Annotated in this window: 16 protein-coding genes and 1 riboswitch; of the genes, 5 read left to right on the plus strand and 11 right to left on the minus strand. The window is 69.7% G+C overall.

The features are described from left to right. Positions 1-172 precede the first annotated feature (172 nt). The 7 genes from C8P69_RS21245 to C8P69_RS21275 all read right to left on the minus strand — a co-directional run bounded on the left by C8P69_RS21245 (position 173) and on the right by C8P69_RS21275 (position 9,623). The gene (locus C8P69_RS21245; protein WP_108179461.1) at positions 173-1,321 is read right to left on the minus strand and encodes a Gfo/Idh/MocA family protein; all 1,149 of its coding nucleotides are present in this window, start codon (positions 1,319-1,321) and stop codon (positions 173-175) included. Next, positions 1,318-2,718, minus strand: a complete 1,401-nt coding sequence (locus C8P69_RS21250; RefSeq protein WP_108179462.1) for an enolase-like domain-containing protein — start codon at positions 2,716-2,718, stop codon at positions 1,318-1,320. The genes C8P69_RS21245 and C8P69_RS21250 overlap by 4 nt, the downstream gene beginning before the upstream one ends. After that, entirely contained in the window at positions 2,718-3,545 is an 828-nt protein-coding gene (locus C8P69_RS21255) for an ABC transporter ATP-binding protein (protein ID WP_108179463.1), read from the minus strand. The genes C8P69_RS21250 and C8P69_RS21255 overlap by 1 nt, the downstream gene beginning before the upstream one ends. Before the next feature lie 3 nt (positions 3,546-3,548). After that, entirely contained in the window at positions 3,549-4,550 is a 1,002-nt protein-coding gene (locus tag C8P69_RS21260; RefSeq protein WP_108179464.1) for an ABC transporter substrate-binding protein, read from the minus strand. Between the two features lie 69 nt (positions 4,551-4,619). Further along, entirely contained in the window at positions 4,620-5,432 is an 813-nt protein-coding gene (locus C8P69_RS21265; protein WP_108179465.1) for an ABC transporter permease, read from the minus strand. Between the two features lie 236 nt (positions 5,433-5,668). Continuing rightward, entirely contained in the window at positions 5,669-8,044 is a 2,376-nt protein-coding gene (locus C8P69_RS21270; protein ID WP_108179466.1) for a YbcC family protein, read from the minus strand. 16 nt (positions 8,045-8,060) lie between these two features. Beyond that, positions 8,061-9,623, minus strand: coding sequence for a proton-conducting transporter transmembrane domain-containing protein (locus tag C8P69_RS21275; protein ID WP_108179467.1), 1,563 nt, complete (start codon positions 9,621-9,623; stop codon positions 8,061-8,063). Between the two features lie 98 nt (positions 9,624-9,721). Between C8P69_RS21275 and C8P69_RS21280 the strand changes: the two genes are divergently transcribed. Beyond that, on the plus strand, positions 9,722-10,603 hold the full coding sequence (locus C8P69_RS21280) for a LysR family transcriptional regulator (protein WP_108179468.1): 882 nt from the start codon (positions 9,722-9,724) through the stop codon (positions 10,601-10,603). Between the two features lie 6 nt (positions 10,604-10,609). Here the strand turns inward: C8P69_RS21280 and C8P69_RS21285 are convergent, their stop codons facing one another. From C8P69_RS21285 to C8P69_RS21295, 3 genes are read right to left on the minus strand one after another with little or no spacing between them, the layout of a single operon-like run. Next, positions 10,610-11,590 (minus strand): Bug family tripartite tricarboxylate transporter substrate binding protein, encoded by a 981-nt coding sequence (locus C8P69_RS21285; RefSeq protein WP_108179469.1) that lies wholly within the window; start codon positions 11,588-11,590, stop codon positions 10,610-10,612. Then, positions 11,572-12,735 carry an OpgC family protein gene (locus tag C8P69_RS21290; RefSeq protein ID WP_108179470.1) on the minus strand — a complete coding sequence of 388 codons (1,164 nt, stop codon included), beginning with the start codon at positions 12,733-12,735 and terminating at the stop codon, positions 11,572-11,574. The genes C8P69_RS21285 and C8P69_RS21290 overlap by 19 nt, the downstream gene beginning before the upstream one ends. Beyond that, complete coding sequence (locus tag C8P69_RS21295; RefSeq protein WP_108179471.1) at positions 12,732-13,232, minus strand: hypothetical protein; 501 nt, start codon at positions 13,230-13,232, stop codon at positions 12,732-12,734. Before C8P69_RS21295 ends, C8P69_RS21290 begins: the two co-directional genes overlap by 4 nt. A gap of 140 nt (positions 13,233-13,372) precedes the next feature. After that, a riboswitch (cobalamin riboswitch) is annotated at positions 13,373-13,565 on the plus strand. Between the two features lie 107 nt (positions 13,566-13,672). Here C8P69_RS21295 and C8P69_RS21300 point away from each other — a divergent pair. Next, a complete protein-coding gene (locus tag C8P69_RS21300) occupies positions 13,673-14,086 on the plus strand; it encodes a DUF1636 family protein (protein ID WP_170118341.1) in 414 nt (137 codons plus the stop codon). Positions 14,087-14,280: 194 nt separating this feature from the next. Continuing rightward, positions 14,281-15,381 (plus strand): sulfite oxidase, encoded by a 1,101-nt coding sequence (locus C8P69_RS21305; protein ID WP_108179473.1) that lies wholly within the window; start codon positions 14,281-14,283, stop codon positions 15,379-15,381. Between the two features lie 39 nt (positions 15,382-15,420). Here C8P69_RS21305 and C8P69_RS21310 read toward each other — a convergent pair whose 3' ends face one another. Beyond that, on the minus strand, positions 15,421-15,924 hold the full coding sequence (locus C8P69_RS21310) for a YciE/YciF ferroxidase family protein (RefSeq protein ID WP_108179474.1): 504 nt from the start codon (positions 15,922-15,924) through the stop codon (positions 15,421-15,423). A gap of 222 nt (positions 15,925-16,146) precedes the next feature. Here C8P69_RS21310 and C8P69_RS21315 point away from each other — a divergent pair, with 222 nt between their 5' ends. Both C8P69_RS21315 and C8P69_RS21320 read left to right on the plus strand, forming a co-directional pair. Continuing rightward, a complete protein-coding gene (locus C8P69_RS21315) occupies positions 16,147-17,403 on the plus strand; it encodes an efflux RND transporter periplasmic adaptor subunit (RefSeq protein ID WP_170118342.1) in 1,257 nt (418 codons plus the stop codon). Between the two features lie 13 nt (positions 17,404-17,416). Continuing rightward, positions 17,417-19,225 (plus strand): efflux RND transporter permease subunit, encoded by a 1,809-nt coding sequence (locus tag C8P69_RS21320; protein ID WP_108179476.1) that lies wholly within the window; start codon positions 17,417-17,419, stop codon positions 19,223-19,225. Positions 19,226-19,317: the final 92 nt, after the last annotated feature.

The following is a 19,317-nucleotide window of genomic DNA, read 5'->3' on the forward strand; positions in this document are numbered from 1 at the left end:
GATCCTGGACGGCGCATTGCCGTCCCCGTGCATCAGTCCGTCATCCCTGGCCGAGGCGTAGCCGAGGGGAAGGGGATCCAGGGGGTGTGCTGCGACCCTGGACCCCCTTCCCTCGCCCTTCGGGCTCGCCGGGGGTGACGGTGGAGGCGCGTTGTGGCGCCTCCGCGCAGCGTCACACCGTCAGCTTCGGAACGTCGATCCAGCGGCGCTCCTTCCAGCTCTGCAGCGCGCATTCCACGAGCTGCACGCCCTTGGCGCCTTCCATCAGCGTGTAGGAATAGGGCGCGTCCTCCACCACGTGGCGGATGAACATCTCCCACTGCACCTTGAAGCCGTTGTCGTAGGTCTGGTTGTCCGGCATCTTCTGCCAGGTCGAGCGGAAGTCGATGGTCTGCTTCTGGTCGGGATTCCAGACCGGCCGCGGCGTGGCATTGCGCGGCTGGATCATGCAGTCGTGGAGCCCTGCCACCGCCGAACCCAGCGTGCCGTCGACATTGAAGGTGACGAGGTCGTCGCGATAGACGCGCGTCACCCAGCTCATGTTCATGTGGGCGATGACGCCGCCCTCGAGCTCGAAGGTGGCATAGGCCGCATCATCGGCGGTCGCCTTGTAGGCCTTGCCGTTCTCGTCCCAGCGCTCAGGGATATGCGTCGCGCCCAGGCAGGAGACCGACTTCACCTGCCCGAACAGGTTGTCGAGCACGTAGCGCCAGTGGCAGACCATATCGAGGATCATGCCGCCGCCATCCTCGGAGCGGTAGTTCCAGGAGGGGCGCTGCGCCGCCTGCCAGTCACCCTCGAAGACCCAGTAGCCGAACTCGCCGCGCACCGAGAGCATCTTGCCGAAGAAGCCGCTGTCGCGCAGCGCCTTGAGCTTCATCAGGCCCGGCAGGAACAGCTTGTCCTGCACCGTGCCGTTCTTGATGCCCTTGTCCTTGGCGAGCTTCACGATCTTCAGCGCCTCGGGGAGGTTCGTGGCGATCGGCTTCTCGCAATAGATGTGCTTGCCGGCATGGATGGCCTTCTCCAGCAGCGTCGGGCGCATCTGCGTCGTCGCCGCGTCGAAGAAGATGTGGTTCTTCGGATCGGCGATGGCGGCATCGAGGTCGGTCGACCAGCGCTCGACGCCATTGGCCTTGGCGAGCGCGGCCACCTTGTCGGCATTGCGGCCGATGAGGATCGGGTCGAGCTGGACGCGGCTGCCGTCCGACATCAGCACGCCGCCCTGGGCGCGGATGGCGGCGACGGAGCGCACCAGATGCTGGTTGGTGCCCATGCGGCCGGTCACGCCGTTCATCACGACGCCGAGGGTCCTGGTCATGCGGGTAGTCCTTGTGCGGAGAGGGTGGTGAGAGGGGAAAGGCTGGCGACATCCGGCATCGCCGCGCTGGCGAAGCCGGGACCGTCCAGCGTGGAGAGGTCGAGCCGTCCGCTCGCGACCGCGAGGCGGATGCGGTCCGAGCGGGCGTAGAGGCCCGGATGAGCGGCGAGAAAGGCCTCCGCCTCGGCGGCGGGCGCCTCGGCGAAGCCGTCGACATAGTGGTGGCCGTTGCGCTCCACGTGGGTGAGCCCGAGCGCCGCCACGAAGGCGCTGTCCTGCTGGACGGCAAGGCCGGCCTGGCAGGTGAGGTCCTCCGCCGAGACGAGGAAAGCCGGGCCGCCGGTGCTGCCGGCATTCCACGCGGCGGCGCGCACGGTGTTCAGGAGCGCCTTGTAGAGGCCCTTGCAGCACTTGGACGAGACGCCGCGATAGCCGAGCGCGCGCGCCCGCAGGAAGGCGTCGTCGGCATCATCCGCCTCGTCGATGATGACGCCGCGCGCGGCGACATCCGCCGGCAGGGGCCGCTCGAAGGTGACGCGCCGGTCGAAGGGCTGCTCGATGAAGAGCAGGCGCCCCATGAGACCGCCGAGCCGCGGCTCGGCATCGGCCCGGGCGAGAAGGTCGGAGAGGGCGTCCGGCTGATATTGCTCGTTGGCGTCGACGGTGGCGCGATAGTCGATACCGCGCGCCTCCAGGAGGCCTGCGATGGCGAGCAGCCGGTCGATATCGGCGGCAGGATCCCCGCCGAGCTTGATCTTGAAGTAGCGGAGGTCCGCCGCGTCCATCTCGGTGGCGAGGCTGTCGGCTCCGGTGATGCGGTCGGTGAGGCCCACCGTGTGGCGAATGGCGATGGAACGGCCGGGAGAAAGGGCCGACAGCCGGGAGGTGATGGCAGCCTCGGAGAGATCCGGGGTCAGCCTGTTGTCGAGGCCGACTGCATTGGCCTTCAGCACGGAGACGAAGCCCTGGCCCAGCGCCCGGGACAGGCCGTCAAGCACCGCCTTGTCGACCTGCGCGACGCCGAACGACGCCGACAGCGCCGTGGCATCCGCCGCCTTCGCCCAATCGGCTTGCGCCGCCTGGAGGTTCGCGTGGTGGCCGAAGGCCGTGTCGGAGCCGAGGTCGCGGGTCGCCGCCACCGCGGCGGCAAGGCTTGCCTTGAGGTCCCGCACCGTGTCGTCGGTGCTGCGCTCCGCCCGCTTGTCGAACCATTTGGGCGGCATGAGCTCGGCCGTCATGCCGGTGGCGCGGCCATGGCCCTCGACCTCCACGACGACGCGCACGAAGGCCTGGAAGGCGCCTTCCACCGTCACCGCGCCGAAGCGGAACGGCCTGACGAAGGGCGTCCAGCGCTCGAAGGCCTCGGCCTCGACAATGCGGATGCGAGGGGGCGCCATCAGTCGATGCCCCCCTGCGCGTAGAAATGCGCCCGCACCTTCTTGGCGAGCTCGGCAAACTCCGGCGTCGCCATCATGTCCAGCGTTCGCGGACGGGGCAGGGGCACCTCGTAGATCGCCTCGATGCCGCCGGGGCGGTCGCTCATCACCACCACCCGGTCGGCGAGGAAGATCGATTCCGGGATCGAGTGGGTGATGAGCAGGATGGTCTTGCGGGTCTCGAAATGGATCCGCTGCAGCTCGAGGTTCATGCGTTCGCGGGTGAGCGCGTCGAGCGCGCCGAAGGGCTCGTCCATCAGCACGATCCGGGGATCGTGGACGAGGGCGCGGCAGATGGCGGCGCGCTGCTGCATGCCGCCCGACAGCTGCCAGGGATACTTGTTCTCGAAGCCTTCGAGCCGCGCCGTCTTGATGAGCGCCTTGGCCCGTTCCAGATGCGTCGCGTGATCGAGGCCGCGGACCTCGACGGGCATCATGATGTTGCGCATGACGCTCCGCCAGGCCAGCAGCACCGGGCTCTGGAAGACGATGCCGACATCATCCGGCGGCTCCACCACCGCCTTGCCGCCGACCTCGATCGACCCGCTCGTCGGCTCCAGCAGACCCGCCACGAGCTTGAGCAGCGTGGACTTGCCGCAGCCCGAGGGCCCGACGACGGCGATGAACTCGCCATCGCCGATATCGAGGTCGATCGGCCGGAGCGTCGGGACGTCGCCGTCCCGCGTCCGGTAGGTCTTGGTGAGCGACCGGATGGCGATGGCGGGGGGCTTGCCCCCCGCGGCCGTCGCCGCCGATCCTTCCACCACGCGCAAGAGCGGCTTCGCCATGGCTCAGTTCGTCGCCTTGCCCGGCAGGAAGTCGGTGGTGAAGAAGCTGGCGAGCCGCTCGCGCGCGGCCGGGTCGAGGCCGCCATATTCGACGAGCAGTTCCACCGTGTCCTTCACCGCATCCGGATTGGTGTGGAAGGGCCGCTGGTCCGGCGTGACGCGATAGAGCTTCGTCGAGATCTCGAAGCCCTCGGTCAGCGTGTCCTTCTTGCCTGCCTTCGAGTCAGCCTCGAGCATGGCATCGGCCGCCGCGGCCGGCGCCTTCTCGGCCGCTTCCGCCGAGAGCGTTGCCGCCCGCATGAAGCGGCGCACGAGGTCGGGGCTGCCGGTGAGCGTGTCGCGATGGGCGATGATGCCGGTGGCGACGGCGTTCAGGCCGTAATCGGAGAACATGATCGGGAAGACCGCCTTGCCGGTGGCGTCCTTCAGCTTCATCGACTGGTCGTGCGAGAAGCCGAGGAGCACGTCGGCCTGGCCGGAAATGACGGCATTGAGCTTGGTCTGGGCATCGCCCTGCAGCAGGCGCACGTCGCTGTCGCGCAGGTTCGCCTTCCTCAGGAAGGCCGGCCAGACCTGCGAGAGCGCGTCGCCCGGCGTCGTCGCCACCGTCTTGCCCTTGAGGTCATTGGCGGTGCGGATGTTCTTCTCGGCGAAGCCCATGGCCGAGGCCGGGTTCTTCTGCAGCAGGACGCCGGTCGAGACGACCGGGGCGCCGCGAATGCCGGCGCGGATCACCGCGGACATGTCGGCATAGCCGAACTGGGTGGACTTGGCGCCGACCGCCTGGAGCGTCACGCCGGAGCCGCGGCCCTCCATGATGGTGAGGTCGATGCCCTCCTTCTCGAAGAGGCCGAGCTTCTTGCCGAGGAAGAACGGCGCGTGCTCGCCGTAGAGGTACCAGTTGAGCAGGAGCTGAACCTTGTCCGTGGCATGCGCCGAGCGGATGAGGGCAGGGGCGGTGACGAGGCCGGTGACGGCCGCTGCGATGACCTGACGACGATCCATGTTTGTCCTCCCTTGAGGGTTTTGGGCGGCCCGTTGGTTCGGGTCCTGGTGGTTCAAGGCACTGCGGGATCAGGTGGTGGCGACGAAGACGTGCCGCTGGCTGGCGTGCCAGGGCAGCAGCAGCCTCTCGGCAAGATCGACGATCCAGAACAGGACGACGCCGATCAGGGCGAGCAGGACGAGGGCGGCGAACATGGTCGGCAGCTCGAAATTGCCGATGGAGCGCTGCAGCACGAAGCCGATGCCCGAATTCGAGCCGACGAACTCGCCGACCACCGCGCCGACGACGGCGAGCGTCACCGAGACCTTGAGGCCGGAGAAGATGGCGGGCAGCGCATTCGGCAGGCTCACCATGGTGAAGGCCTGCCAGCGCGAGCATTTCATCGAGCGGGCGAGGTCGCGCATGTCGGTGTCGAGCGCCTTGAAGCCCTGCACGCCCGCCACCACCACGGGAAAGAAGCCGAGCAGGAAGGCGGTGATGATCTTCGGAGCAATGCCGAAGCCGAACCACACGACGAAGAGCGGCGCGATGGCGACCTTCGGGATCGACTGGGAGAAGACCAGCAGCGGATAGATGTAGGATTCGACCGTCCGCGACCCGGCGATCAGCATGGCGGTCGGAATGCCGAAAAGCGCCGAGAGCGCGAAGCCGCCGAGGGTGGCGATGGTCGTCGGCACCGCCTCGCGCAGCAGCAGCGGGCCATCGCTGCGGAAGGCCAGAACCACGTCCAGCGGCTTCGGCACGAGATAGGGCTGCACGTCGAAAATGCGGATTGCGAGATCCCAGGCGAGGATGAGCAGGGCGAGCATGCCGAAGGGGCGCAGCCAGGGGGCATTCAGCCAGCGGCCGAGCCCAGCGCTTCCAGCGCGCGATGCCGCCATGCTCGGTCTCCTGCCCTGATCCGTCGCTCTGAGGTGGCGACGTATATAACTCACCAGTTACTTACAAGGCGATGGTCCGCGAAGTCAAGGCGAGGGCGTGCCGGGGACCGGGCCGCGGCCTCGCCCGAAGGGTGGACGTGAAACTCCGGATGTCGCCGGGCGGACGCGAAAAGGCCGCCGCACCGATGGTGCGACGGCCCTGTTGCGTCGTGGATTGCCGCGGGTGCGGCGGTGGCTCAGGCGGCGGAGCGCAGCGGCGCGGCGCCTTCCCAGGCGAGGCCTGGCCGGTAGCGGCCGGCGACCTTGCCGTTCTCCAGCCGGAGGAGATGCAGCCAGCCATTGTCGAAGAGCTGCCGGACGCCGGCATGCTTGTCGAGGATGGCGGTGATCGCATCCTGCGGCGCCTCGATCATCACGGTGAGGCGCAGCGGCTCGTGGGCGAGCTTTTCGCCGTCATGCACCGCCTGCCAGGGCAGGCCGGTGCGCAGCACGCCGCCATTGCCCTGCACCACGCCGAGGCCGCCGACCACGTTGTGGATCAGCTTGTTGCCGCCGCCGAACATGTCGGGGGCAACGCTCGAGCCGTAGTACTGGAGGCTGATCCAGCTCGCGACCACCACCGGGGCGGTGAGGATCAGCTCCAGCGTGGCGAAGCCTTCGTCCGCCTGCCAGTCGTAGCTGTGCAGGAAGGCCCGGCCGCCGAGATCCGTCGTGGCGGTGACGGCCCGCGGCGCGGCGATGAAGGCGGCGCAGCCGGCAAGACCCCATTCCGGCCGGAGCTCGGCCCAGTCCAGCGCCCGCTGGGCGATGGTCTCGGCATGGGCCCGCGGCAACCGCTTCGCCCGCTCGGCCCGGGTGATCCGGGTCGCTTCCGTAAGCCAGGCCTCGGCGCGGACGAGATCCGCCACGTGCCCGCCGAGCTCCATGTCCCGGTAGAGCGTGATGGTGTCGGTCGTGGTCTCGTGCAGGCCGGCGACGAAGACGGTGTCCTCGGGGAGGGTGATGCCATGGGCCGGTAGGCCCGCCCGCGTCTCCGGATCGTTGAGGAGATCGGCGAGGATCCGCGCCGAGACCTCGCCGGTCTGGCCGCCGCAGGCGCCGCAATGATAGGCGCTCTCGTGCGGGTTGTTGGTCACCTTGGCGCCGTGGCCGAAGAGCAGCACCAGCCGGGCATGGCCCTCGGTCATGCTCATCGCCTTCAGCACCGCCGCGCCCGTCGCCGCCTTGGCCTCGGCGGTGAGGCCGCCGTCGATCCGCGGCCGCGGGTTGGCCTTGGGCGCCTCGGCAAAGCCGAGCGCATCCTTGACCAGCTTGGCGCCGTAGAGGGGGCCCGAGGCCTCGACGAAGGCGAAGGACGACACGGCGGCCTGCCGGAACCGGCCCCAGGCGCGGGTCGCCCGCGCGCCGATCCGGCTCGTCGCCTCGTCCTCAGGCGAGACATGGCTGCAGGTGAACATGGCGGGCTTCAGCAGGACGGGGAGGTGCTTGGCGACCTCGTCTGTGCCATGCGGCCGATGGGCCAGCGGCAGGCCGAAGAAGCCGGCGAAGCCGATGGTGGCGATCTCCGGGCTGAGGCTCTCGAGCGCCCGCCGGTAGACCTCCGAGCGCACGTCGATGCAGAAGGCGGCCTGCACGGCCGGCCGCGCCGTCGCGCCGGCCATGCCGGTGAGCTGGGCGCCGAGCCGCCGCTGGTGCGCCCGGTCGGCGGCCTCCTGCAGGATGGCATCGGCCACCTGGTCGGCATTGGCCGTGACGGGGACGGCATGGGCGCCGACCACCTGGCCCCACCGCTCGGCAATCGCCGGGACATGGGCAAGGAGCGCTTCCTCGAAGATCAGCCGGATCGCGAGGAGGTCGGTGATGGTGGTGTCGGTGGCCTCGCCGAGCTCGGCCTCCCAGAGCAGCCAGCGGGCGTGTTGCGCCCAGCCGCCGAGATCGCTGAGGAGCCGGTGGAACAGCGTCTCCGCGGCCGCCTCGCCGATGCCGAGGCTGTCGGCGGCCCGCAGGATCGCCCGCTCCGGCGTGTCCGGCGCATCCGCCACATGGGCGCAGAAGCCCTTGAGGCCGGCGATTTCGGGGGTCAGGTCATGCACCGCCCAGTCCCGCCAGGCCGAGAAGGCGCTGCGACCGGGGGCCGGCGACCAGAGGGCCTGGCCCCGGTCGAAATGGCCGGCGGCCCAGAGGCCGAAGCACCGCTCGATCAGTGCCGGCCAGTCCGTGCCGGTGGCCTCGGCGGCCAGCGCTGCAACCGTCGGCAGCGCGGTGGGGGCAGCTTCCGGCGTCGCCAGCAGCGCCTTGAGGGCGGCGACGTCCTTCGGCTTCAGCGCCGAGGCCGAGGCGGCGAGCGCTGCCGACAGGTCCTCGTCGGTGATCTGGCCGCTCGCGATCTTCGCCGCATAGTCCTTCCGGCTGCGGGTCAGCGGCACGCCGGCGACCCGGGCGAGCCGCGCCGCGGCGGTGGCGAAGTCCTCGCCGGTCTGGCCGAGGAAGGGATTGACCGCGACCGTCGCCGAGAGCGGGAAGGCCGGGGGGATCGCTCGGGCTGCGGCTTCTGCGGCCTTGATGAGGGCGGCGTACCGGGCGGGGGCGACCTGGGGCTGGTTCAGCAACATGATGCTCTCCGTGAGGTCAGTGGGCTTTCGCGGCCCGGAAGCCGCCGATCAGCCGGTCGAGGACGGCGTTGAGGTAGAGGCCGTTGGCGAGGTGGACCCTCAGGCCCGCCGCCGCCGGGTGGTGAGCCCAGAGGGGGAAGAGCGCCTGGGCCACTGCGACGAGGCCGAAGGAGAGGAGGGCGAGGATGATCAGCGCCCATTCCAGCGGACCGGCGGTCGGCACGGCCGGCAGATGCGGGCCCCAGATCGCGCCGGAGATCAGGTGGAAGCCGAAATAGGCGACCGCCGCGCCGAGGGAGGCGAGGGCCGTGCGGCGGGTGAGCTCGCGCGGCGCCGCATCCGCAAGGCCCTGGGCGACCAGGTAGGCGACACCGAAGACCAGGATCGCGCCGAGGGCGAGGGCCTGGGCCGACTTCTGGGCGCCGACCAGGCTGAAGAGGCTGGCGACCGCGAGATAGAGCACGATGGCCAGCGCGAAGGACCGCGCCACCGCGAGGCCGCCGGGCACCGCCACCGGGCCGGGCCGCCGGATCGAGGCGACCGCCTCCACCGCGCCGCCGGCGGCGAGGAAGGCATGCGCCTTGTAGAGCGAGTGGGCGACGATGTGCAGGAGGGCGAGGGGCCAGAGGCCGAGGCCGCACTGCAGCAGCATGAAGCCCATCTGCGAGACCGTCGACCAGGCCAGCGCCGTCTTGGCGGCGCTCTGGGTGAGCATCACCACCGCGCCGAAGAGGGCAGTGAGGCCGCCGAGCATCACGAGGGCCGCCATGCCGCCCGAGCTCGCCTGGACGAGTTCGGCGAGGCGGATCATCAGGAAGCCGCCGGCATTGATGATGCCAGCATGGAGGAGGGCCGAGACCGGGGTCGGGGCCTCCATCACCTCGGTGATCCAGCCGTGCAGCGGGAAGGAGGCGGTCTTCAGCGCGGCCACCATCACCAGCAGGGCGACGGCGATGTGGGCCGAGAGGGGCAGGCCGGCCTTCGCGGCGGTGCCGATGGCGCCGAGGTCGGCAGTGCCGAAGCCGATCCAGAGGAGGGCGGCGGCGAGGACCAGCAGCACGTCGCCGCCGAACCAGACGAGGGCGAACTTGGTGGCGGCGCGCTGCGCCTCCGCCCGCTCGCCGTAGAACATCAGGAGCCGCCTGAGGCCGGCGCCGACCGCGATGAAGCTCGCGGCGAGCACGACCAGGCTGCCGGACTGGACGAGCAGCAGGACCGCCGCCAGCGTCGCCAGCATCAGGCCGTGGAACCGGCCCTCCTGCTCCTCGCCGTCAAGATAGGAGCGGGCGTAGCGCACCACGACCCAGCCGACGAAGCCGACCAGCACCGTCATGGTCGCGCTCACCGCGTCGAGCCGCAGCGCGAGAAGGGCAGGGCCGGCGCCGACCGCGGTGACCCGCTGGCCGAGGACGAGGAGCTGGATGAGCGAGGCAACCGCGAGGCCGAGGGCGGCCAGCGCCGCAGCTTCGGCGAAGGCCGGATAGGCGCCGGGGCGGCGTCCGGGCCGCACCAGCGCGAAGGCGGCGGCGGCGAGAAGCACCAGCGGTGCGAACTGCACGAAGGGGATGAAGGTCGACATGGCGACTCCGGGGATCAGCGACTGCCGCCGGAGATAAGGCTTGCCTGACTTCAATAAAAATACATAATTTCGGCCGTTACGTTCTATTGAGAAGAACGATGCCGGCGCTGAACCTCCACCACCTCCGTCTTTTCCATGCCGTTGCGGCCGAGGGCACGCTCACCGGCGCGGCGCGGCGGCTCAACCTCGCCCAGTCGGCGCTGTCGACCCAGCTCAAGACGCTGGAGGCGACGCTCGGCCACGATCTCTTCGAGCGCCGTGGCCGCGGTCTCATCCTCACGGAGGCGGGCCGCATCGCCTTCGACCATGCCGAGACGATCTTCCGCACAGCGGAGGACCTCACCGCGACGCTGCGCGAGACCGGCGGGTCGCGCCGCGCCCTCAGGGTCGGCGCGCTCGCCACCCTCTCGCGCAATTTCCAGATGCAGTTCATCCGCCCGGTCATCGGCAAGGGCGAGGTGGAGGTTCACCTGCGCTCGGGCTCGCAGGCCGAGCTGCTGCGGGGCCTGGAAAGCCTCGAGCTGGACGTGGTGCTCACCACCCACGCGCCGCCCCGCGACGACGCTATCCCCTGGCTGGTCAACCGCCTCGCCGATCAGCCGGTCAGCCTCATCGGCACGCCGCGCCGGGTGGGATCGGGCGGAGGCGACCTCGCCACGCTCCTGGCCGAGCAGCCACTGGTGCTGCCCGCCCTCGACACGGCGCTGCGGGCCTCCTTCGACGCGTTTACCGCCCAGCTCGGCGTCACGCCGACGGTCGCAGCCGAGGCCGACGACATGGCGATGCTGCGTCTCCTCGCCCGCGAGGATCTGGGCCTCGCCGTCATTCCGCGCATCGTCGTGCGCGACGAGCTCGCCGCCGGCTTTCTCGCCGAGGCGGCCAAGCTCGACCGCATCACCGAGACCTTCTTCGCGGTGACGGTCGCCCGCCGCTTCCCGCACCCCGTCCTCGCGCGGATCCTGCGGGATGTCAGCGAGTGAACCCGCTCAGCGCGTGAGGCGCTCCAGCACCGGCCGCCAGCGGGCATTTTCCGAGCGGATCAGCGCGCCGAAAGCCGCCGGCGTGTTCGCGGCGCTCATTGGCACCGAGGCGCCGAGCTCCTCGAAGCGGCGCACAAGGCCAGGATCGTCGAGCGTCGCGGTGAGGGCCGCATGGACCTCCGCCACCACCCGGTCCGGCGTGCCACGCGGGAAGAGCAGCCCGTTCCAGACCTCGACCGAAAGATCGGGGAAGCCCTGTTCGGCAGCCGAGGGCAGATCCGGCAGGACCGGCGAGCGCTCCCGCGCCATCAGCGCCACGCCCTGGATGTGGCCGGAGCGGATCAGCGGCGCGATGCTGGTGAGCTGGTCGCAGGCAAAGTCGATCTGGCCGGCCGCCAGATCGTTCAGCGCCGGGGCGGTGCCGCGATAGGCGATGGAGACGGGCGCGGCGCCGGTGCCCTGGTTGAACAGCTCGCAGGCGACCTGCGATGTCGCGCCGAGCCCGGCATGGCCGAAGGACAGGCGATTGCCGCTTCCCGCCACGAAATCACGGAACTCCCGCAGCGATGCGGCCGGCACGCCCTTGCGCGCCGCAATCACCATGGGCGCATTGGCGATGAGCCCGATGGGCACGAAATCGGCCAGCGGGTCATAGCCCGCCTGCGGATTGAGGATGGGGGTCAGCGCATGGGTCGCCATCTGACCCAGCACCATGGTCGTGCCGTCGGGGCGCGACCGTGCCGCGCGCAGCGTGCCGGTCGCGCCGCCCGCACCGGCGACGTTCTCGACGATCACCGCGCGGCCGAGATGGCGGGCCATGCCGTCGGCGGCAAGCCGCGCGACGATGTCGGTCGGCCCGCCCGCGGCGAAGGGCACGATGAGGGTGATGCGACCCGTCTCGGCCCTTGCGCCGCGCGCGGCGGGGACGGCGAGCATGGCGCCGGCGAGAAGGGCGCGGCGGGAGAACGTCACTGCGTGGCGAGCCATGGCCTGTCCTTTCCTGTGGGCTTCGGGGTCTTCAGCGATGCCTTGATAGTGCGCGCGGCATAGGCCGTGGCGACGAGCAGGGCGCAGCCGGTGAGGTTCACGAGGGCGGTCGTGGCGCCGTCGCGGCCCGTGAGGTCCAGCGCGACGCCGGCCAGCGCCGCCAGCACGATGCCGGTGAGGAACGTCGTCAGCGATTGTTGCCCGACGGCGAGGACCGGCTTCAGCGAACCGTCGAAGAGCGACGACCGCCGGCTCGCGAGCAACGCCGCGAAGAGCCAGGCCAGCACCAGCACATGGACGAGCCGGAGGGGATGCAGGGTCGAGATCGCCTCGGCCGGATAGATCGCGCGGTAGATCTCGCCAAGCGCCGGGAAGGCCGCATGGGCGCCCGAGAAGGTCAGCGGGATGCAGCCGAGGATGAAGGCGGCGGCAAGGGCGATGCGGGCCGGCGTCGCCCGCGGCGGCGTGAGCCACCCGACCGTCGTCGCATAGCCGAGGAAGAACAGGAACTGCCAGGCCAGCGGGTCGAAGTACCAGAGCTTGCTGCCCGCCGGATGGGCCGGGAGGTTCAGCGGGTAGACCTGCACAAAGAGCCAGAGCGCCGCCGAGAGGCCGAGCACCAACCAGCGCGAGGCGCCGGCGACAAGGGTCATCAGCGGCACGGCGGCCAGCAGGACGATGTAGAGCGGCAGGATGTCGAAGAAGTCCGGCACATAGGTGAGGGTCATGAGGCCCAGCACCGCCTCTAACGGTGAGGCGACGGGATAGGCGAGGCTGTAGCGGGCGGCATAGGTGCTGCCGCCGAGCCAGGCGTCCATCGACAGCATCAGCGCCGCGAAGCCCGCGAAGGTCAGCACCTGTGCGAGCCAGAGCTGCCAGACGCGCTTGCCGATCCGCCGCGTGCCGGCGACCCAGCCGTCGCGGCGGAAGGTGCCGCCGAAGGCGATGCCGCAGGCAAGACCCGAGCAGAGCACGAAGGCTTCCGCCCCCGAGGAGAACCCCATCCGGGCCGGGATGAACTCGGCCCAGAGGTTGCCCGGCACATGGGCGACGAAGATGATGAGCATGGTGAGGCCGCGCGCGAGGTCGATCCGCGCGTCGCGGCTGCGCCCCTTCGGCTCGGCCGTGCCGGCAACCGGGCTCATCGGCCCTCCTCGAAGCGCTCGAAGACGATGGCCGCGAGGTAGCCGTAGATGGCATGGCCGACGAGGCTCATGAAGGAGAGCACCGGCACGTTGTTGAGCAGGAACGGCTGGCCGGCGAGCGGCGCGAAAAAGCCGAGCGCGATGAAATAGGTCGCGACGCCCCAGATCCAGCCGGCCGCCGTGACGCCGAGCCAGGGCAGGGCCCGCGACAGGATGTAGTAGCCGATCGGATAGAAGATCAGGCCGGTCAGCCCATGCAGCAGCTCCGCCATCGGGGTGCTGACGGTGAGTCCGAGCTGGTGCTGGAACAGCGACTTGACCAGCTCTGGCGGCTGCAGCGGGAAACCCGCCGCCCAGTGCGTGAAGGTGGCGGAGAAGAACTCCCAGAAACCCAGGCCGGCGGCGCCGCCGAGGAAGAGGTTCCACAGCGTGCGGGCCGAGGGCACGGCGGGAATGGCGATCAAGGACGTCGGCTTGGTGGCGGTGGCGGTCTGCATGGCGTCGGTTCCCCCTGGTTGGACGCGATGTTCCGGTTTCGCCGACAATGGCCCGGACGTTACGCGGTCCTCTTCACGGGTGCGTGACGAAAGGGAAGCCGGTCCCGAGGTCCGCGGCTTGAGCCGGCGGCGGGGCCGTGGCACTGTCCGCGCCGAGCAGTGCCCGCCCCGGCGGGTGAAACGGGAATGCGGTGAGGGTTCGCCCGAGGCCGCGGCTGCCCCCGCAACTGTAGGCGACGAGCCCTTGTCGTGAGCCACTGGCCGAAAGGCCGGGAAGGACGGCGGGGCGCTTGAGTCGCGAGCCAGGAGACCGGCTGCTCATAGTGCTGCTGATGGACGCAAGCCGGCGGGGAGCACGGGTTGCGCGCTGGCGAGGCCGAATGCCGGGCCTCGACCGTCAGGGCTGGCATCTGGCGCCATGGCGCCGGGAATATTGCATCGTGACCACCACCCCATCCCCTGATCGTCCCGCCGGGCCGGTCATCGTCACCGTCTGCACCTCCTGCCGCGCGCCCGGCACCGAACTGGCCGAAGCGCCCGGCCGAAAGCTCTTCGAGGCCGTGGCGAGCGCCGCCGAGGGGACCGACTGCCGCGTGCGGCCGACCCAGTGCCTCAGCGTCTGCAAGCGCATCTGCTCGATCTCGCTGTCGGCGGCCGGCGGCTACACCTTCGTCTTCGGCGACCTCGATCCGGACCGCGATGCCGGTGACGTCGTTGCCATGGCCAGGGCCTGTGCCGAGGCCCCGCATGGTTTCGTGCCCTGGCGCGACCGTCCAGAGGCCATGCGGCGCGGCATCATCGCCCGGGTGCCGCCGCCGGACTGGTCGCCGGAGGATGGCAGCGCGCCGGCCTGACGGACTGAGCGGCCGGGACGGGCAGGGACGATTGGGCTCCTTCGGACCTGATGGGCTCACCGCCGCCTGGGAGATGAACCCTCTCCGGAGGGCGGGCGTGACGAAACGCCGTTCTCCGTCGCGGCGCCCGGGGCTGGCACCGGGGCGGGGGCGCAGCTAGGCTCCCCTCAGCTTCCGCCAGAGGTCACCCCCGCATGCCGCATCCGGCGCCCGATGCCGTCCTCGCCAGCAAGCCGCGCCTGCGCTGGCTCGACGACGACGCCCTCAACGGGGAGCCGGACGCAGCCGCCCTCGACGCGGCGCTGACGCCGGAGGATGCCTTTTTCGTCCGCAACAACGGCGACATGCCGGCCATCGGCGCGGCCGGGGACTGGCGGCTGGAGGTCAGTGGCGAGGTGCACCGGCCCTTGTCCCTGACCCTCGCCGACCTCGCCCGCGATTTCCCCGTCGTCGATGTGACGGCGGTCCTCGAATGCGCCGGCAATGGCCGCGCCTTCCTTTCGCCGCCCGTCCCCGGCGCGCAATGGCGCCACGGCGCCGTCGGCTGCGCCCGCTGGACCGGGGTGCGGATGCGCGACGTGCTGGAGCGGGCCGGGCTCACCGAAGCGGCGATCTACACGGCCCATCACAGCCCCGACCGCAGCCTCACCGCCCCCGGCAAGCCCGCCCTGTCGCGCGGCATCCCGATTGAGAAGGCGCTCGCTCCGGAAACGCTGCTCGCCTTCGCCATGAACGGCGAACCGCTGCCGGCCTTGCATGGCGGGCCGCTCAGGGTCGTGGTGCCCGGCTATCCCGGATCGGCCTGGCAGAAATGGCTGGACCGTCTCGAGATCCGCGACTGCGAGCACGACGGCGAGAAGATGCGCGGCACCGACTACCGGCTGCCGATCAAGCCCCTCGGGCCGGGCGATGCGGTCGATCCCGCCGATTTCGCGGTGATCACCGACATGCCCGTGAAATCGCTGATCACCACGCCGGCCGCAGGCTTCACCCACGCGGTCGGACGGCCCCTCGGCGTCGCCGGCTGGGCCTGGTCGGGGGCAACGCCTGTCGCGGGGGTGCGCCTCTCCGCCGATGGTGGCGCGACTTGGACCGAGGCGGATCTGGCGCCCGCCGCCGACACTTTCGCCTGGCGGCGCTTCTCGGCCGCCCTCGCTGTTCCCGCAGGGCCTGTGATGCTCGTTGCCGTCGCCCGGGACCTTGCAGGCCGGGACCAGCCCCTCGACGCCGCGCCGTGGAACCCGCGCGGCTATTGCAACAATCTCGCCCACCGGGTCGACGGCGTCGCGGCCTGAACGTCGGCGGGCCCGCAGCGGACCCGCCGACATGGAGCCTCAGGCCGCCTCGGCGGTCGCCTGCCTGTTGATGCTGCCCTTGGCGAGCTTGGTGAGGTCGGCATCGGTCTGCTCCTCCTCGGCGAGGGTCTCCGCCAGCAGGCGGGCGGCGTCCTTCTCGCCGAGCCGGTCGGCCCAGGCCTTCAGCGTGCCGTAGCGCGCGATCTCGTAATGCTCGACCGCCTGGGCCGAGGCGACGATCCCGGCATCGAGGGCCGGGCTGCCCTTGAACTCCTCCAGCACCTCCTGGCCCTCCTCGATGATGCCGAGGATGGCCGGGCAGGTCTTGCCGCGGGCCGCCACCTCCATCTGCTCGAAAACCTTTTCAAGGCGCTCGATCTGGCCTTCCGTCTGGTCCTTGTGCTTCTCAATCGCCGCCTTGAGCTCCTGCGACTGGGCCGCCCGCGCCATTTTCGGCAGGGTGCGCAGGATCTGGCGCTCGGCGAAGAGGATGTCCTTCAGTCCGTCCACGAACATGTCTTCGAGGGTCTTGGTCTTGGCCATGAGGTTTCTCCCTGGTGAGGTGGCTCCTCGCATCAATCCCGCCGTCTCGCGCCTGTTCCTCATCGTTCTGTCACCTGACTGCATCACAAATGCACTATCCCGCGCAGCGCTCACGCGGCGACGCTGCGCGCCTTTGACCCATTGCCCGAAGCGGGCTAGTGGAACATTGCTCGACGGCGTCCCTTCGCGGGTAGCCTGGTAAGACGTGAAAGCCTGGTCCCCGTGCTGCCCATCCTCCGAACTTTCTGGCTTGTTGCGCTGGTTCCCGCGGCTCTCGCTCTCGGGCCGAGTCCCGCCCATGCCGTCGACCTGTCGTTTCTCGGGCGCCTTTTCGGCACGTCGAAACCCGCGGCCGAATCGCCGACCGAGGCGCCCGATCGCGTCACCCAGGTCAACGGCCGCTTCCGCATTTCCGAATCCGACTGGTCGACCTTCGCCACCCAGAAGGTCGAGGCGCGCGTCTTCCGCGAGCAGATCATCACCGAGGGGCGTCTCGCCATCGACGAGAACAGCGCCGTGCCGGTCATCTCGCCCTATGCCGGTCGCACCACGCGGGTGCCCGTCATCGCCGGCGACGTGGTGCGCCGCGGCCAGCCGTTGCTGTTCATGCTGGCCAACGACATGGTCTCGACGCAGAACGAGTTCGTGGCGGCCATCTCCAATCTCGACAAGGCGGTGGCCCAGCTCCGCCTCGCCGAGATCAACGAGAAGCGCCAGTCGGATCTTTTCGCCGGTCGCGCCGCGCCGCAGCGCGACGTCGACCAGGCCCGCGCCGACCTTGAGAACGCTCGCGCGGACCATCGCGCCGCCGTCACCGGTCTGGAAGCCCTCGAAAACCGCCTGCGTCTCTTCGGCAAGACCGACGCGGAGATCGCCCGCTTCCGGGCCGACCGCCGCATCAACCCGGAGATCGCCATCCCCGCACCGGCCGACGGCACGGTCGTCTCGCGCCGCGTCAGCCCTGGCCAGTTCCTGTCCGGCGGCGGCGAACCGGTCTTCGTCATCGACGACCTCGACACGCTCTGGCTCAACATCTTCGTGCGCGAGGAGGACGTGCCGCGCGTGCGCCGTGGCGCGCAGGTCGAGTTCCGCGTCATCGCGCTGCGCAACCAGGCTTTCGCCGCCCGCCTCGACTTCATCAGCGCCAGCATCGACCCGGCCTCGAAGCGCCTGCTGGTCCGCGCCACCGTCGACAATCCCCAGGGCGTCCTGAAGCAGCAGATGTTTGCCAGTGTCTCCATCCAGGTCGGCGCGGCCGCGACATCGCCCGCCGTGCCGCGCAACGCGCTGATCTACGAAGGCCCGGTGGCGCGTGTTTGGATCGCCCACCCCGACAAGACCGCTGAACTCCGGCGCGTCACGCCCGGCATCACCGACGGGGATCAGGTGCAGATCTTGCAAGGTCTGCAAGGCGGCGAGGAGGTCGTCGTTCGCGGCGCCCTGTTCATCGACCAGATGACCGCCGCCTTCCGCCGCTGACCGGATCCGGGCCATGAACAAGATTTTCGAGTTCGCCCTGTCCCAGCGGATCCTGATGGTCCTGCTGGCCGGTGTCCTGTGCCTCGCCGGCTCGATCGCGTTCATGCGCCTCAACATCGAGGCCTATCCCGACCCCGTGCCGCCGATGGTGAACGTCATCACCCAGGCGCCGGGCCTCTCCTCGGAGGAGATCGAGCGCTACATCACCGTGCCGATCGAGTCGGTCACGGCGGGCCTGCAGAACCTCCGCCTCATCCGCACGACCTCGGTCTTCGGCCTGTCGGATGTGAAGCTCCAGTTCACCTATGACGTGACCTATGAGGTCGCCCTGCAGCGCGTGCTGAACCAGCTGTCGCTGCTGTCCGGCCTGCCCAACGGCGCGCAGCCGCAGATCTCACCGCTCAGCCCGATCGGCGAGATCTTCCGCTACCGGCTCGTCGGCCCGCCCGATTATTCCGTCACCGACCTCAACACCCTGCAGAACTGGGTGCTGCAGCGCCGCTTCCGCTCCATTCCCGGCGTGGTCGACGCCATCGGTTGGGGCGGCAAGAGCAAGGCCTACGAGGTCACCGTCGATTTCAACAAGCTGCTGGCCTATGGCCTGACCATGCCGCAGCTCATGTCGGCGCTGCAGAATTCCAACCAGAATGTCGGCGGCAATACCGTGTCGCTCGGCGCGCAGTCCGGCGTCATTCGCGGCGTCGGTCTCATCTCCTCCCTCGATGACCTCGCCGACACCTTCGTCGCCAATGTCGGCGGCACGGCGGTGCGCGTGCGCGATATCGCCACCGTCACCATCGGCCACAAGACGCGCCTCGGCATCGCCGGCCAGAACAATGACGACGACATCGTCCAGGGCATCGTGCTGATGCGCCGCGGCGAGCAAAGCCGGCCGACCATCGAGCGCGTGCTCGCGGAGGTCCAGCGGATCAACAATGGCGGCATCCTGCCGCCCGGCGTGCGCATCGAGCGCATCTATGACCGCAAGGAACTGATCGACATCACCACGCACACGGTGCTGCACAGCGCCTCCTTCGGCATCGCGCTGATCTTCATCGTGCAGTGGCTGTTCCTCGGCAATTTCCGCTCGGCGGTCATCGTCGCGCTGACCATTCCCTTCGCGCTCGCCTTTGCCGTGACGCTGATGGTGGTCCGTGGAGAATCGGCGAACCTGCTCTCCGTCGGCGCCGTCGATTTCGGCCTCATCGTCGACGCCGCGGTCATCATGACCGAAAACATCTTCCGCCTGCTGTCGGAGCGAAGTCACGAGAAGGAAACGCACGGCATCAAGGAAGATGCGGCGACCGACCTGCGCGGCCGCATCCACACGGTGCTGACCGCGTCCAACCAGGTCGGCACGGCCATCATCTTCTCCTGCCTCATCATCGTGACGAGCTTCCTGCCGCTCTTCACCATGCAGGGCGTGGAGGGCCACATCTTCTCGCCCATGGCGAAGACCTATGCTTACGCGCTGTCGGGTGGCCTTCTCTGCGCCTTCTTCGTCACGCCGGCGCTTGCCGTCTTCCTGCTGCGCGGCCACCTCTCCGAACGCGAGACCTTCATCGTCCGCGGCATCCGCGCCGTCTACGAGCCGATGCTCGCCCGCGCGGTCGCCCATCGCGGCATCACCATGGTCTGCGCCGTGCTGCTGCTGGCCGTCTCGCTGCTCGCCGGCCGATCGCTCGGCCTCGAGTTCCTGCCGAAGCTCGAAGAGGGCAACCTCTGGATCCGCGCGACCCTGAACCCGACGATCTCGCTCGAGGAGGGCAACCAGTACGCCAACCGCATCCGGCGCGTCATCGCGAGCTATCCGGAGGTGTGAACCGCCCCGGTTTTGCCGGAGGCCGGTTGTCTTAAGTTATGCGGCCATCGCTGTCTCTGCCAACGAGGCGTAATAGCGTTCCTCGGCTTCGG

Origin of the sequence: Phreatobacter oligotrophus (genome assembly GCF_003046185.1) — a bacterium.
Classification (GTDB): Bacteria; Pseudomonadota; Alphaproteobacteria; order Rhizobiales; family Phreatobacteraceae; genus Phreatobacter; species Phreatobacter oligotrophus.